Here is an 18,006-nt window from a genome sequence, read left to right as displayed (position 1 = left end):
TGGTAAGCATGCTTTCGCTGGTGATGTTATTTAGCCGCACGGCTACACTTAATCCACAAACAACTTGAACAAAGATTCACCCATATCGTGATGACAAAACCAAACACTGTGTTCTTGTCCCTTAAAGCTTGATTCTCCACTGCCATATTTAGTCAGTGAGAACCCTGTACCCAGGCCCGCAGCGAAGAGGCCGTCGATAGGGTTGCCTAATGAATCCAGTACCATGAGCTGCTCATTAACATAGCGCCCGGTAAAATGACCTTGCAGTGAGATGTCTCCCCCCAGCGGGTTTTCAATTTTGATATCAGAAAAATCATAACCACCCGCGAAAATCACCAATGCAACATTTTCCCAGTCGATACGATTATCTGACAGCGCCTGCTCTGTAGAGGCATGACACAACAGCTCAATGCCATCGCACTTGTTCTGCTCATCCAGGCCAGCTATCTCGCGATACAACTGTTTCGCATCTCCCTTCAAACCAGCCAGGTAAAACACATTCTTAGTGCTCGCACAGATATCCTGCTCCGAGAAATCGTGATACCCGTCTTGCCTGGCTTGCTCAGCCGACTCATACCAGACCTTAATAGGTGCCCGATGTACTATCTTGATTTGACCATCATCAGGCTCGAAGTCACTGTCCTCGAGGCGGTTTAATAGCCAGGCTGACGAGAATGCGCTGTGAGACCCGCCAACGATAACCACTTGTGGATCATCATAATGATTCAGCCACATATCAGCCGTTTGTAGTCCGCTTTCCGTTAGCAGTTCCTCTGAAGACATGATCAATGGGTTGGCTTCAGCACCCGCTTGTTGCGCTAATTCATGCACCCGCTTGCCCGTTTGTTTATAAGCTGTAGGTGTGCCACCGGTTGCCAATAGCACTTGCTTAGCCTGGATGGTTTGATTCTCTCCTTGTGCATTCAGTAACTGCACCTGATACTGACCATTTGCCAGCTGTTGAACTTTACTCACTGACCAGCCTAAAAAGAGCTCCGATTGCGGATAAGCAGAAAAAGTCTCAGCCAGATCCTCACCGGCCATTTTTAGTAGCTTGCCAATTTCAGGCAAAGGCAGTAACTCCGACTTCTGGTTCAACAGCGTTTGATACACATCCGAGCCTCGTGTTTTTGGAAACACTGCTGCCGCCGCCTCAGGCATTAAAAAATCAATAAAATCACTGGCAGCGGTATTGGCTGTCACCTGATATTTTGACAGTTTCCCAACACACAATTCGCTGGACTGTTCCACTAAGGCAACGCCTCGATCCAGTAGCTCCGCCAGACGACCGCTCCAGCCTCCATAGACCAGGGGGCCTGTTCCGGCAGGTCCGCCGCCAATAATAACTGTCTGGAATTGAGCTTGTTCGGCCTTGATCATAATTCGCCTTCCTCTCGTTCTGTTTCACTTTCATTTGTCTCATTACCAGCGCTCGCCCACTGACTCAGGGCAATATGTTCAGCTAGCTGGGCTATCGTAGGCTTACCAAATACCTGACCTAGTGTGACGTCTACATCCAGGTTACTGCGAATGGCGCTCACTAACTTAGTTGCGATCAGTGAGTCTCCACCCAGTTCAAAGAAGTCGTCATTAACCCCGATGCGTTGCAGGCCAAGTAATGCACTCCATACATCCGTTAATTGCTGTTCGGTTTCGTTACTCGGCTGCTGGTACTCGGTGTCAATATCTGGACGTTCCAGCTTGTCCTGGACATCCTCAGGACCTGTTGGTGCTTCACCGGCTTGCGCGAGCAACAAGTTAAGATCCTGTGGCGACACCACGATTTGTCCTAAGCCCGGTTGCATCAAAATACGCTCAAAAGCAGTGATACCCTCTTCAACTTGTATGCCCTCAAATTCGTCATCAGCACTGGCTTGCACCGTGTCTGATGCACTCTCAGTGAAGCGCTGTGCTTCAATTCTGGCCAGGCGGAAACCCGCTACCTGGACCAGTAAGGAGCCCTCAGCATCATAAATATCGATGTCCAGGCTCAATAGCTGCTCCGTTGATGTCGCGTTCAGACGATTCACAGAGTAAATATGTGACGGCAAATCACCATAGACCTGAATATTCTGATACCCGGCAGGTAAATATTGCTGTTGAGGGTCGTTTTGTAGTGCTTTCAACCAATGGATGTTGACTATCCCAGTCGCCAGATCCAACAGGGCTGGGTGCAGTCGATATTCGTTACAGTCAGAGGACAAATCATCAGCTAACGCAAACTCACACACCGCACCTTGCTCACTCATCCCTACCTGCTGAATGCTATGCCAGCGACGACCGAACTGAACAACGGCCTCCTTTCCTGGCAGCGCGCTTTGCGGTGAGCCAGTAAAAGAAAGTGTTTGCTCAGCATACTGAGTTTGCATCGTCGCCAAGGTTGGCAACGACTGAGGCGCATTGCATGTTAAGACACGACCAAGTAGTAATGGCTTCTTAGCCACATCTTGGTTGTCAAATAGTGACACTTCGTAGCCTGTTGACAGCTCTGTTAAAGTCAAAATTAACTGCTTAGGTGTTTGTTCAACCCAAACCGGTTCCAGGAAATGAATATCTTGCAGCTGTACGCCCGTGAACGCGCCAGTCGTCGCTAAGCTCATTTGCGCGGCAGTGTTGATCAAGTCCAGTAACGCGGTACCCGGCAACGCCGGACGTCCCGCAACCTGATGCTCTTCCACCAGCCAATGGTCAACTGGTACTTCAATCGCATACTCAAGCTGGCCATCCGCAAGCGTACGATGCCCCTTCAGCAATGGGTGTGATACTGGCGTATAACTATCTAACCAGGCAACATTTTGTGCTTCTACTGTTGATGTAAACCGACCCGCAGTCATACCAACATTCGCCCAGGGACCCCAACACACACTGGTCACAGGTAACCCCTGTTGGCGGGCCTTCAGCGCGAGCTTGTTCATCACATTATTGGCCGCGCAGTAATCAACCTGGCCAATGCCACTGGTCACCGCATAAGCTGATGAGTTAAGCACAATAAAATCTGCCGGATGCTGCTGCCAGTATGAGCGTGTCACGTCTAATAAGTTCTGCGTGCCCTGGATTTTGGGTTTTAGAACCTGATCCGACACCTCTTTGGTCTTTAATTCAATGATGCCATCACCCGCGATCCCGGCTGAATGCATCATCCCATTGAGTTGTCCAAATCTATCGAGCGTCTGTGCTAAAACTGTTTCGACCTCTTCTCGCTGATTAACATCAGCCGCAACCACCAGCACCTCAGCGCCCTGCGCTATGAGTGCCAATAGCGACTTTAATTTGCTGATCAGGGACTGTGGTTGAGAGGGATCAGCCACGATGGCTTCCCAGTCTGCCTGGGCAGGTAATGTCTGGCGCGTAGTAAGCACCAATTTTGCCTGGCAGGTTTTAGCCAGATAGTTAGCAAACACCAGGCCTATGCCACCCAATCCACCCGTGATCAAATAAACACCGCCTGGTGTCAGTTCAGCTGGCAGCGCCTCAGCTAACGGCGTTTCTGTATAACATTCCGTCCAATAGTGCCCGTTTCTGATAGCCACAGTATCCATCTCGTCGGAGTCTGCGGGTTGAGCCGTCAATAATTGCTCTACAAGCAGGCGAATATCCTGTGGTGATGCACCATAAGCCAAATCAATATGACGACAGGTCAACGCACTATACTCTAACGGGATAGTTTTACATGGCCCAATCATGCTGGCCTTGAGTGGTGTCAGGGTCTCACTACCCAATACCTCATGAACACCATTTGAAACCAGATCCAACCCAATGTCATGAGGCAATTTTTGCAATGCCTGGGCCAGATAAATCAAACTGTAGAAACTCAGTTGGTTCTGCTGCTCCACGTCTTCGCTGACCGCAGAGTGTAGATTCCACATATGCACAACGCGGGAAACAGGCGTATCACTGTCTGCAAGCCACTCTATCAGATGATGATAATGTGATGCCTGAGCCGGATCTATGGTCGACATGTCGCCTGCGACCAGGCTTAATTCCTCGCCCGCTCCAACCAAGGTTATTTTTATTCCTGCAGCTTGCAAAGCCAGGAGCACAGGCTGTGCCAATGCTTCCTGATCGGCAAACACCAGCCAATGTTGACCCTCATGCAACTGCTGATACAGTGCAGGCGATGAGACTACCGCGCTGTGACGATGCCAATTTGGCGTATAAAACCAATCTTTAAACGCTTGTCGGCCCTCATTATATTGTGGCACCTGCTCATTCCAGTTTTGTGCCTTGAGCCAAAACTTGGTTCGCTCAAATGCATAGCTTGGCAGCCTCACTTTTTTGCGTAGCTCAGCGCCGTAAAATGCATCCCAATCTACAGTGCCATTGGCGAGCCAGAGTTTGCCTACCGCCGTGTACAAATCATGTTGCGCACAGGTACTCGACTGTACCCGGTTTTGACTCGCAATAATGGCTGGTTTGTATTCACCGTGCTTTCTTGCCAGCTGGCAAAGCGTCTGTCCAGGCCCGACTTCAAGTAATAGATGTTGTTGGGCCATCAGTTTGGCTACGCCATCACTGAATAGCACTGCACTGCGTAGATGATTAACCCAATACTTAGGATCTGTAGCTTGCTGCTCCGTGATCCAGTCACCGGTGATGTTGCTGATAAATGGAATACTGGGTGCGTGCAAAGTGATGCCCGCAAACTCAGCTTCAAAGTCAGCTAAAATAGGTGCCATCATGGCAGAATGAAATGCATGGGAGGTGTGTAATTTCTGATGACTCACCTGATCAGCAGCCAGGCGCTGTGACATCGCAGCGATCTGTTCTGCGGGACCCGAAACAACGGTGAGTTCAGGTGCATTGACCGCCGCAATATCAAGACCCTCAATCAGATAACGGGTGACATCCTGTGCGGATAACGCAACGGACAACATATCACCTGGCTCTGCTGAGTACATGAGTCGCCCTCTGGCGGCGATGAGACGAATAGCATCAGCTAAAGACAGCACGCCAGATACACAGGCACAGACGTACTCACCAATACTGTGACCAATCATAGCGTCAGGTTTCACACCCCAATGCAGCCATTGTTGCGCCAGAGCATATTCAACAGCGAATAAAGCCGGCTGGGTATAACGCGTCTCGTTAATCCGTAAATCTTGTGCGTCACTGGTGTAGATGATAGAAGCCAGATCCAAACCAAGTTGTGGTTTAAATAGCGCTGCACATTGATTGAATGCATCGCGAAATACCGTTTCCTTTTGGTACAAAGCATGTGCCATCGCGAGATGTTGTGACCCCTGCCCCGGAAACATAAATGAAACTTTAGCGGCATCCCCTTTCACTGCGCCGGACAAAACCTCACTGCTGTCCGGATTAGATAGTAATGACAGAGCATGGGCACGATTTTTAGCAACAATGGCACGACGGCGCGGTAATTGACACCGACCTTTTGCTAAGGTGAAGGCCGCATCAGCCAGCTCGATCTGAGCGTTATCATTAAGGTAGTCGCCTAGATTCACACACCCTTGCTCGACTGACCCTTCTGACTTGGCAGATAGCAGCAGTAATTGCGTGTTGTCACTTGGCTCAGACACGCGCGAATCAACAAACTCTTCCAGCACCGCATGCGCATTCTGTCCACCCATTCCAAATGAACTCACTGCGGCACGACGCGGCGTGTCAGATGACGGCCACGACGTTAATTGGTCGCACACGTAAAACGGACTATTGGCAAAATCAATGGCCGGATTCGGTTGCTCAAAATTCAATGTGGCAGGGATCTGTTTATGCTTCAGCGCCATCACGGTTTTAATGATACCCGCCACACCGGCTGCGGCTTCCATATGACCCACATTAGGCTTTAATGTACCAAGCGCACAATAGCCAGTGCGTTCTGTGGACTGAGCAAAAGCGGCTGTCAGCGCACTAATTTCAATAGGATCTCCCATTGGCGTGCCCGTACCATGCGCTTCAACATAAGAGATGGAATCTGCTTCAATATCTGCAAACGTATGTGCGTCTATGATGGCCTGACGTTGACCTGAGAAACTCGGTGCGGTGAAAGCCATTTTATCCGCACCATCATTGCTGATAGCCGTTCCCCGGATAACAGCATGGATTTCATCCCCATCTGCCAACGCTGTTTCAAGCCGTTTCAGTGTAATTGCACCGGCACCGCTTGAAAAAACGGTCCCATTTGCGCGGGCATCAAACGAATATATCTTACCATCGGGAGACGTCGTGCCTCCCTCTTCATACAAATAACCCAGCCCAGTTGGTGCCAACACTTTAGCACCACCAGCCACCGCCGCATCACACTCAAATTCAAGTAGAGATTTGCAGGCCAGATGAACCGCAAACAGTGAGGTGGCACAAGCAGCATCGACATTCACACTGGGGCCCGTCAGGTTCAACTTGTGAGAAACCCGGCTACACGCATAAGACTTATCATTCCCAAGTCCAATGAACATATTCTGCGAAAACTTACCATCTAACGGGTTAAAGTAGTTTGGCTGTAAATGTGGCAAATGATAGATCATGTAGTAAGGCAAACTGACCCCACCAAAGACACCAAATCGCTCGCGATAGTTATCAATGCTGATGTTAGCTGAATCTATGGCTTGCCAGGCACACTCCAGAAACAAACGTTGTTGCGGATCCATGATCTTCGCTTCTTCCGGACTAATGCCAAAGAAGCCTGCATCAAAAGCATCTGGCTGAGCTGGCTCTGCACATGCTCTGACAAAATTAGGCTTATCCAACGTTTCCTGACTCACACCTTTTTGCTTCAGCTCTTCCGGACTCAAGGTGTTGATGGACTCAACGGAGTTAACCAGGTTGTGCCAGAATTGATCAACCGTGTCCGCACCCGGGAACCGACATGACATACCGACGATCGCGATGGCGTCCTCTAAATTGTTATTGTTGTTATACGTGCTCATTGGCTGTTATACCTGTCCTTAATTCTGTTTTTATAATTCTTTATGTGATTACCGCCGGTGCGTCATTCACCGCCGCGGCGTTTTCGCTTACGCTTGCCTTGTTGCTTGCGTCGCTGCGCTTCTTGTCTCAATTCATCGGCGCTATCGTGGCTATCTTGTTGACTGTTGATGAACTCAGCCAGACTCCTAATCGAGGTGAATCGGAACAAGTCCGTGATTGTTAACTGCTTATTGAATGACTGATTGATATCGGTTAGTACTTCACTCAAGATCAAAGAGTTACCACCTAATTCAAAAAAGTTGTCTGCCACTCCGACAGATTTAAGCCCGAGGTATTTTTGCCAGATTTGAGACAAGCTCTGCTCACATTCATCTAGTGGTGCCTGATATTCAGTATCAATATCCGGACGCTCATTGATTGTCAGCGGGGCCTCAGGGTTCACGGGTTTCACCGCATTGGCGATCAACCAATCCAGATCTCGGGTGGCAATAGCCAACTGAGCTTGCTGCGATACCAAAACGCGTTTAAGCAGCTCAATCCCCTCTCCCGGGCTGATCCCTAAGTCGCTGTCCCAGCCCTCCAGCTGAGCGGCCATACCAACCTGTTGCCAGCCATCCCAATTGACGCTGTAGGCATTGAATCCCTGTTGACGCGCATAGCATGCCAATGCATCCAACGCCGCGTTAGCTGCACTGTAATCGACCTGGCCAATGCCGCCAGTCAGCGCAAACAAAGAAGAGTTAAATATAAAAAATTCAAGTTCATCAGGCGCAAACTGGGCGAGCAGATGCCAGGCACCTGTGACTTTCGGTGCCAGCACCTGCTCAGCCTGCTGAGGCGTTTTCAATTGCGCGATACCACTACCAGCAACACCTGCGGCATGGATGACTCCATGGATCTGACCAACATCAGCCTTCACCTGAGCCACAGCCCGTTGGACGGAGGCTGGTTCTGATAAATCAGCACAGACTGTCAGGACCTTACTACCTGCGCGCTGCAACGCCTGGATCTGCGTCATTGATGAATGCCATGGGCTTTGTGGATCGGCCAAGTGTGCAGCCCATTCACTGCGAACAGGCATTTCACGGCGACTGGTCAGGATCAGAGTTGCCTGATACTCGTTTGCCAAAAAGTGTGCAATCGTACTTCCCAGTCCGCCAAAACCGCCAGCAATCAGGTAAGCCCCCCCTACTTTAAACGGCAACGAGGCTGTATTTGGTTGAGTAATGGGGTAAGGATCATAGCGTCGGGTCCAACGATGTCCTTGCCGCAAGGCCACCACATCGTCCAGCACCTGAGATGCCAAGTCACTTACTCGACATTCAGCGAGTACCTGATGTGCCAGTTTTGCTACATCAGACTCCTCACTCAGATCCAAATGACGGCAACGCAGACCTGATACTTCCTGACCAAGTACCTTGGTCACTCCCGACAGCATCGCTCTGTGAGGTGCCGTAACCGGTTCTCCACATACCTCGAAAACGCCACGTGATATCGCAATCAAATCCGTTTTCAAATTACTGTGTTCAGCCAGCGCCTGCGCCATAAATAACAAACCATAAAAATCCGTTAACTGTGGTTCTGGTGACTGCTCAATTTGTGTTGCTAAATAGAGGATTTGTTCAGGAAATGCCCCGAGCTGTTCCAGTTCCCGAAAATAGTCTCGCCATGGCTGCATACCCGTGGCCAATGCCGGGTTTTCTGGCAAACTCAACAAAGTGCCCTGGTCTCCCAGTTGCAACTTTAATTGTGCAGCCAAATCGCTGTGATCCGAGACCACTAACACGGCCTGTTTCTGTTCGCCCTGCAACAGAGGTAATGCCTGGCGCTGCCACTGAGGAACGTATATCCAGTCATCTAGAGATTGGCGCTTGGTCTGACTGACTTGCCCCTGCTCACCTTGCGGATCAACCCAGTATCGTTGCGGTTGATATGGATAGTCAGGCAATGCCACTTTGGCTGGCTGTTGGCCATCGGAAAACAATTGCTCGGAGTAAAATGCGTCCCAGTCTATTGGCAAGTTTGCCAGCCACAATCGTCCAACCGCTTGAATGAAGGCGCTATCACTGTCTATCTCCTGGTTCTTACTGACCTGTGAGTTGACGACGCGTTGTGCATCAATAGCGCTATGACGCAGTGCCAACTGACTAAGCTGTTGTCCTGGCCCGATTTCCAGTAACAGCGCATTGGGATCCCGTAAAATACAGGATAATCCACCTGCAAAATTGACAGTTTCACGCAAGTGGCGGCACCAGTACTGTGGATCTGTCGCCTGCTCGGCACTGATCTCACTCTGAGTCAGATTACTGATAAAAGGAATTGTTGGCGCACGCAAAGTCACACTGCTCATGATCTGTTCAAACTCCCGTAGACACGGTGTCATCATCGCAGAGTGAAAAGCATGTGATGTGTGTAAGCGCTGCGCTTTGATGTGCTTTTGCGCACACATCTGGACCAATGTGCTGATAGCTGCGTCATCACCGGACAAAACGCAACTGTCAGGTGCATTAATCGCAGCCAAATCACAAACTGCGTCTGCAGGTAACTGAGCACGAAGCGCCATAGCTTGTTGTGCACTGGCCGCAACCGCCAACATCTCACCACGCGGGCATGCCTGCATTAGCTTAGCCCGTTTGCTGACCAACATCAGTGCCGTTGGTAAATCGAAAACACCAGCCAGACACGCCGCAACAAACTCACCGAGACTGTGTCCTATCATGCAGGTCGGCTGAATACCCAAAGCAAGCCATACTTGTGCCATGCTGTATTCCACAGCAAACAGCACTGGCTGTGTAATAGCTGTACTGTTCAGCAGTTCAAGGCGCTGTGCTTCGTTGTCGTTTGCATACAAGACTGTGCGTATATCCATTTCCAGCCAGGGTAATAGGTGCTCCGCACATTCATCTAAGGCGTTACGAAAAACCGCCACATGACGATACAACTCAGCTGCCATACCTAAGTGCTGTGCCCCCTGCCCGGGAAACATGAAAATCGGGTTGAGGTCATTTTGTAACTCGACACTTAACGTCGATGTCGCAGCTGGCGCACTTAACTGTGCAACGGCTTCGGCCTGGGACTTTGCCACCACAAAATGACGAGATGCATAAGCCGGGCTACCTTGCTGTAGTGACCAGCTAAAATCGGCCAGCTCAACAGCACGCTCTTCCAAATATAAACGCGTTGACGTACGCAGCGTGTCCAAGGCGGAATGATTTTTCGCCGATAGCAACAGCAACTGAGGTCTTAACTCAGCATTATCTTGCTGCGGTTCGCTGGCAGGTGATGCATTGAACTCCTCCAACACCACATGAGCATTAGAGCCACCAATACCAAATGAGCTGATCCCGGCACGACGCGGGTACGCGCCTGGTAACCATGGCTGTAAGCTTGTATTAATCTTGAAAGGACTGTTTTCAAAGTCAATTTCTGGGTTGGGCTGAACAAAATTTGCACTTGGCGGAAGCTGTTGATGTTGTAACATCAGCGCGGCCTTGATCAGGCCAGCCACACCCGCAGCCGTTTCCGTATGACCAATATTAGGCTTCACAGACCCAAGTACACAGCTGCCTTGTGCCACCCCGGAGAATGCCTCTGTCAGCGCGCTAAACTCAATCAGATCGCCCAGTGCCGTTGCTGTGCCATGCGCTTCAATGTAGCCGATGCTCTGCGCATCAACTTCAGCAAACGCTTGTGCCTTTGCAATAACCTCTGCCTGGCCCGCTGCAGCCGGAGCGGTATAGCCGACCTTGTCCGAACCATCATTATTGATGGCCGAGCCCTTGATCATCGCAATGATGTTATCGCCATCATCAAGTGCATCTTCAAGTCGCTTCAGCGCTACCAGGCCTACACCACTACAAAAAACAGTACCATTGGCACGCGCATCAAACGTATAACAATGCCCATCAGCAGAATGAAAAGCGCCTTCGTTATACAAATAACCACTGCGCTGTGGCAGATTTAATTGCACGCCACCTGCCAATGCAGTATCACACTCGTATGCGAGCAGACTTTTACATGCAAGGTGGACAGCAACCAGGGAAGAGGAGCACGCTGTATCGAGTGCCATTACAGGACCCGTTAGGTTCAATCTATGCGCCACACGCGAGCTTGCGTAACTAAGAAAGTTGCCTATTTCTAATGCACCTTCCCCTAAGTAATCCAGAATGTCTGGCTGGTTCATCAGGTTGTGCAGCAGATATTGGCTCATCCCCACACCCGTAAAAAGACCAATATCCCCTTCGTAACGAGTGGGGTCAGTCGCAATAACGCGCAACAAGCGATGGCACTGCTCAAGCAGCATGCGATGCTGAGGATCAGTGGCATTTGCCTCTCGGGCATTCAGGTCGAAAAACTGCGCATCAAACCACTCCATTCCTTCCAGGCTGGTATCGCAGTTAACAAATCGAGGGTCACGATAACGCTGCTCAGGCACTTTTCGGGCTGCTAAAGTGGCTTCATCCAGTCTCGCAATCGACTCTTTCCCTGCACAAATATTCTGCCAGAACTCGGTCAGATTTTTGGCACCGGGGAATTGCCCTGTCATACCCACAATCGCGATTGATTGAAATTCTTGTTCTAGATCGATCATTTGGCAGTGTCCTTGAGTCGTTTCGTGCGACGTTGTCCCTGGCGTGCTTTTTGCGCCATTGCTTTGTGTCGCTGAGCTTTATTTTTATGTTTGTTTGCTGCACTGTCGGCCGTCTGACTTGCCGTCTGCCCCTGCTGACTCTGCAAATGTTCAGCTAGACTGTCGATAGTTGAATAGCGGAATAAAGACGCCACATCGATATCCATATTCAGCTGCTGCTTAATCTTATGCCGGGTACTTACTAACTGTACTGAGCTGCCACCCAACTCGAAAAAGTGATCGTGGATCCCCACTTTCTGCAAAGACAATGTTTGCTGCCAGACTTCAACCAAAGCACTCTGAATTGCATTACCCGGTGGGGTATAGCTTGTTTCTTGTTGCTGTTCGAAGTCAGGAGCAGGCAAGCGCTTACGATCTACCTTGCCATTTGCAGTCAATGGCAGTGCCTGCAATGTGGTGAACACACTCGGTACCATATACTCCGGCAAGGCTTCTTGAAGACTTTGTTTGAGAGCACCAAAATCCTCGCTCTGTACCGGTTGAGGCGCTTGCATCCAGCTCAAAGTCTGTTCAATATGGATAGCGCCACCGAGCAAACTATGTAGTATTTGATGACCGGGCTGTAAACCCAATTGCTGCTCAATCGGCTGCTGGTTGAACCCACCTATGGCACACATGCCCAGCGCCAGCTTGACACCCACCGCAGACAAACGCTGACCAACACGGCCGGCATCTGACAACGCCTGAGTATGATGTGATGCGCCGACCACATAAATAGCAAAGGAACAGGCCTCGAAGGTTTGTTCATTGTCTCCGCCATACAATCCGTCACCGATATTGTCGCTCAGACGAACCAAGCTTAATTGATGCGCTGCTCTATCGTATTGGTAAAAGCCGGCGCCTAACTCGTCAACAGCATTGGCTTTAAGCCCAAGATAAACCCGAGTATCTGGATGAGCACATTCAGGCATAGAGGTTAACAAGTTAGACAAAGTTTCCAGCGATATTTGCGCGTCCTGGAATTGTCGATAGCTTTGACGCTCAAGCAGCTGCAATGAAAAGTGCGCAGGCAATGTTGGTAACGGCAAAGTTATCCCTGACGCCTCAGCAGCACTGACCGGCGCGCTCAGAGAACTGGGAGACGCCACTCCGATATCAAGTGATTTCAATAACCAGTCGTCAGTACTGCAACCAATCAGAGACAGTACTGCTTCATTACCAGCTTCACGCTCTTGAATTGCCAGCTCGTTTGCATGCGCAGTTAAATCCAGCAGATCCTGGATGTAACCCACTTCAACACGACATAGGTATTCGGCATATTGGCCGTACGCCGGTTCAATTGCCGCGCGGCGACCGACGAGTAAGAGCCTTGCAACTCCTTCGGGTTGTGCATGGACCGCTGAGATATCCGACTGTACTATCTGTAATTGATGCTGGACCGGATCGTAATAATACACGCCAGGCGCTAAACCGGGCACACTCCCCTCTGATACAGATAAATAAGCCTGGATCGGATTCAACCCACCTGATGAGGCATAGAAGTACTTTGGCAACGGTGTGTCTAGCTGGCGAATTTCACTCAAACTGCATAACAGATTAGAGACTGCATTCAGGTCAATAGAACTCTCACGATAAGTCAGGCCATATCCCAAATGTTGCGCCAGGTGAGCAGTACTTAACGGGCGCAAAGAGACCCCTTGTACATCACTCAAATCATGACGCAGTCCCTCGCGCTGCAGTTTAAAGCGGGTTTTCTCCAGGGATTTTTCAGAGGATTCGGCTGTATGCTCCTCATTACCATTCCACACCAGATAAGCCGCCAGGATCTTGTTCCCCTGAGTGGTTTTATCAGCAACTGCGTGTGCAATCACCAAAGACTCTTTAATTTGCGGATGCTGATTGATAGCCGCTTCAATTTCGCCCAGTTCTATTCGATAACCCTGAATTTTGACTTGGTTATCTTCCCGGCCGAGAAATTCAATATTGCCATCCGGGAAGTATCGACCCAAATCACCCGTACGGTAGAGTCGCTCACCACTGTCTGGATGACGGATAAAGTGACTGTCCGTTTTTTCTTTGTTCCCCCAGTAGCACTGAGCCAGACCAATCCCACCTATATACAGCTCACCGGTTACCCAGTTCGGACAAGGCGCAAGATCCGCGTTCAATACATGGTAGGTCTGGTTTGCAAGCGGCTTGCCATAAGGAATGCTTTTCCAGTTCGACTCAACTTCATCGATTTGATACGCGATTGACCAGATAGAGGCCTCTGTCGCTCCCCCCATACTTTCAATCGAAGCCGCTGGCATGTGAGTGCGTATACGCTCTGGCAAACTGACCGGGATCCAGTCGCCACTCATCATCACCTGTCTGATTGGTACATCACTGGACAAACTGACGTGATCCAAATGGTCAACATACATTTGCATCAGTGCCGGGACGGTATTCCACAAGGTAACGTGATAAGTCTGGATCAGCTGATGCCAATGGGCAGGGTCTTTGTCCAGCGCGGCATCAGGGATAACAAGCTGACCCCCTACCGCCAGCAAACCGAAAATGTCATAGACTGACAGGTCAAAGTTGAGCGACGACAAAGCCAGCACAGTATCACGCTCGTTGACATTGAACTTGTCATTAATACTGTTAATTGTATTTGCAGCCCCAAGGTGATCAATGGCCACGCCTTTGGGTTGTCCGGTTGAACCGGATGTAAAAATCACATAAGCCAGGTCATTTAACTGCTGCTGGGGCTCAGGATCACTCAACCCGGTTTGTTTCAGCGCCGCATCTTCCACATAGGTGACGTGATACTCTTGTTGCCACTGTGCAGGTAATTGCACACCCGGTTCTGTCACAATCTGCCTGGCACCGCTTTGCTGGAGCAACATTTCAATGCGTGATTGCGGAAAATCAGCCTGAATAGGCAGATAGGCACCGCCCGATTTTAAAATGGCAAGTACAGCAACAACCTGCTGCCAGCTGCGATTCATAACCACAGCAACCAATTCATTTACCGCAACACCATGCTGGGTTAATTGACCAGCGACCAGGTTAGCAGCCTGGTTAAGTTCACCATAACGAATAACTCGCTCACTACTGATTAATGCTGTCGCCTCGGGGTTTACATGGGCGCGCTCTTCAAATGTCTGATGCAGTAACTGAGTTGGCAGCGGCATCTTGATGCTGTTGACTTCATCACGCACTTGCTGCTGAGACGCCGGCAATGCCGGGCGCTTTACCTGCAACCAGTGTGCAGCGTCATCTGTCAGCCACGCCAACATTTCACGATAAGCCGCCAATAAGTCATCCAACATACCACAGGGGAATATTTCATCTAGCGCGTCGAGCGTCACAACCAGCTCTCCATCGACCTCAAAGACACCCATATCCAGCCATACCTGCGGCGTTTGTGAGATACCGTAGCGTCGATCACTCAGCAGAGTTGCAATTGTTGAGGTTTCAGACACCTGGTTCAGGCCCAATTCGCTATTGAACACAACTGGCATAAGGCGCTGTTCACGCCCTCCGCTGCGCTGGTTTAAATCGCGCAATACTTCAATTCCGGAGTAATGCTTGTGTTCCAGGTCGCTCCATAGCTGCTGCTGGATAATACGTGCTCGCTCGGCAAAGCTCTTGCTCATATCCGGTGCTGCAGCCAGCAGGTTCACTGAGGTAAAATCACCGATCATGCTGTCGACCTGAGCATGCAGATCATGGCGGTTAAACAAGGTCAGGTTAAGTGTAAATTCACTCGACTGACTCCACTGACTGAGCACATCGGAAAAGGTACTCAGCAACAGAACAGATGGCGTGATCCCCTGATGGGCGGAAATATCCTGTAAAGCGCGCCAGGCGGGCTTCGCCACCGTAAACATGCGGCGACTGAAAAAGGGGTTCTCAACCTTAGAAGGCTCTTTTACCAAAGGTAAGTTAGGTGCTGCAGGTAAGCTATCAAGGCGAGACTGCCAATAGGCTTTCGATTTGGTTACCATTGGATGATCAAGCAAAGCACGTTCGGCCAGGATATAATCTCTGAACGTGACATCTAATTCAGCCAGCGGAGCCTGAGGCGCTTCCAGCAACTTAGCCAGTTCACTGAAGAAAATGTGCATACTGGTGGCATCCAGCACCATAATATTCAGCATAGTGTGTAAACGATACTGGCTATTGGTCAGCTGACTTAGCCTGACATCAAAAATACGATTTTGATCAAATTCACCGTCTTTGAAGGTCATCTCATTGGCAATCTGGGTAAGAGCCTCTTCGCGTGCGGTATTGCTGACTGAAGCAAGTGGATAAAACTTTACTTCGTATGGTTCACAACTCGGCATTACGCGCTGCTGACCGTCAGGGGTGAACACAACTCTAAGCATGTCATGTCTGATAATAAGTTGATTTACCGCCTGTTGAAGATGCTCATGGCACACATTTGGCAAATCCACTTCCAGGTAGTTGTAACAACCAGCACTACCCAATGCCATCCCCCCCGTACTACCAATCCAATATGCCTGTTGGATTGGTGACAAAGGGAAAGGGCTAAACCGCTGTGCCGGGTCAGGCGTCAGTGTGTGTTGAAGTGCTTCTGACTGAGGCTCTTCGGCAGATGACATTGATGCGATACGTTCAGCCAGCATCCTGATATTGGCATAACGAATAATGTCGAGGAAACTAATCTGACACTGGGTATGCTCGCTGATCGCTTTGATCAACGTAATCGCCATCAGTGAATGACCACCCAGTTCAAAAAAACTTTCGCATACACCAAAATCAGTTCTGCCCAACACCGATTGCCAGGCACGTAATAATTGTTTTTCCAGTTCGCCCTGTGGAGCCACAATATCACGCTGTGAAGCAACCCAGGTAGGTGCTGGAAGTGACTTTTTGTCCACCTTGCCCGAGGCAGTTAATGGAATAGCATCGAGTATTTCGATGGCGCCAGGCACCATGTAGTAAGGCAACTCCCCACGCAAATACTCTCGAAGCTGTGTTGCATCAATGGCAGCGCCCTCGCAGAGCTCAACATAAGCAACCAGCTGCTTTTCTCCTCCCGCATTTTCAATCGTCTGAGCCACAGTGAGTACGACGGAATCATGCTGCATCAAGGTAGATTCAATATCACCGAGTTCAACTCGGTAACCGTGGATCTTTACCTGATTGTCACTGCGAGAAACATAAATGAGCTGACCGTATTCATCCTGCCGTACACGATCGTGAGTATGATAAATACGTTGTCCGGATGTGCCTGAAAACGGGTCTGGTAGAAAATTGTCGGCTGTTTGTACTGGATTTTGCCAGTATTGCTGCGCAACACCTGGACCACCAATGTACAAATTGCCAATATTGCCGGACTCAGTGGGTCGCAACTGTTCGTCCAGTACATATAAATCGTAACCAGGTAACGCACGGCCAATTGGTACTGCGGCGGCAGCATCAGCAACATCCAGCTGCTGCTTATCAACTTCATGATAACAGGCATACACTGTGGCTTCTGTTGGCCCGTAAAAATTCCACAGCCGGGTCGCGTTTTCCAGCAGTGCTCTGGTCTGTCCGACGGTGAGAGCTTCACCGCAGCAAATCATTTTTATTTTGAGTTGCTCCGGCCAGCCAGCGGACATCATTAACTTCCACGCAGATGGAGTCTGCTGGATAATAGTCACCCCATGCTGTTTGATGGCATGATGAATTCGTTGTGGTGAGAAGATCCAGTCTTTCTGGCCAATAACCACAGAGCCACCAAACACCAGCGGATAAAAGGTTTCAACGACCGAGATGTCAAATGCCAGCGTAGCCAGGCTCAGCCAACAATCCTGCTCCTCAATACCATCAATTTGATGCATTGCAGCCAACACCGCCATCACACTGCCATGTGATACTGCCACCCCTTTTGGCTGTCCTGTCGAGCCTGAAGTAAAAATAATATACGCCATTTGCTCCGGTGCGACGGCGATTGCTAAATTGTCTTCACTGTGGTGTGAAATTAGTGCTGGTTCATCTAAGTTACAGACTTTATTGGCCAATTTTTTAGCCAGGCGCAAATAAGGTTGCTGACAAATTACAAGTGAAAACTGGGCTTGTTTTGCAACCGCTTTTAGACGTTCGTCTGGCAATGATGCCTCCAGAGGAACATAGGCTGCGCCCAATTTGAGAACGGCCAGCAATGCGACATAAGTGTCCACACTTCTGTTCAGATAAACGCCCACGCGATCACCTGAGCTGACCCCTCTGTCTAGCAACACTCTGGCCAGTTGATTGGCCCTTGCGTTTAACCCCTGAAACGTCAGCGTTTGCTCATTGTCGCGCAACGCGATTTGCTCAGCAAAGCGCTGAGCGGCGTGTTCAATAGCCTGAGGTAATACAGACGCTTGACCAGTAGATAATCTATCAGTGTTTACTGATATCGGATGTATTGTGCGCATGGGCGTTTACTTCCATCATTGGAGCTCCTGACTCCTTTCAGCCGCGTTAGTCTGATGGTTGCCATCCCTATTTTAAGAACAGGCAACCCCTTGTCTGTCGACCTCGGAGCAAGC

The 18,006-nt window shown here is 49.9% G+C and carries 4 protein-coding genes; all 4 read right to left on the bottom strand.

Annotated elements, in window-relative coordinates; genetic code table 11:
* Positions 1-48 precede the first annotated feature (48 nt).
* The 4 genes from QNM19_RS22515 to QNM19_RS22500 all read right to left on the bottom strand — a co-directional run bounded on the left by QNM19_RS22515 (position 49) and on the right by QNM19_RS22500 (position 17,892).
* The gene (locus QNM19_RS22515) at positions 49-1,380 is read right to left on the bottom strand and encodes an FAD-dependent oxidoreductase (protein ID WP_284027237.1); all 1,332 of its coding nucleotides are present in this window, start codon (positions 1,378-1,380) and stop codon (positions 49-51) included.
* Complete coding sequence (locus tag QNM19_RS22510; protein ID WP_284027236.1) at positions 1,377-6,884, bottom strand: SDR family NAD(P)-dependent oxidoreductase; 5,508 nt, start codon at positions 6,882-6,884, stop codon at positions 1,377-1,379. The genes QNM19_RS22515 and QNM19_RS22510 overlap by 4 nt, the downstream gene beginning before the upstream one ends.
* Before the next feature lie 62 nt (positions 6,885-6,946).
* Positions 6,947-11,476, bottom strand: coding sequence for a type I polyketide synthase (locus QNM19_RS22505; protein ID WP_284027235.1), 4,530 nt, complete (start codon positions 11,474-11,476; stop codon positions 6,947-6,949).
* On the bottom strand, positions 11,473-17,892 hold the full coding sequence (locus QNM19_RS22500) for a non-ribosomal peptide synthetase (RefSeq protein WP_284027234.1): 6,420 nt from the start codon (positions 17,890-17,892) through the stop codon (positions 11,473-11,475). Before QNM19_RS22500 ends, QNM19_RS22505 begins: the two co-directional genes overlap by 4 nt.
* Positions 17,893-18,006: the final 114 nt, after the last annotated feature.

Origin of the sequence: Pseudoalteromonas ardens (genome assembly GCF_030125445.1) — a bacterium.
In the GTDB taxonomy this organism is placed as follows: domain Bacteria; phylum Pseudomonadota; class Gammaproteobacteria; order Enterobacterales; family Alteromonadaceae; genus Pseudoalteromonas; species Pseudoalteromonas ardens.
Note: the sequence above shows the minus strand (reverse complement) of the source record. Positions and strands in the feature narration are given on the sequence as shown.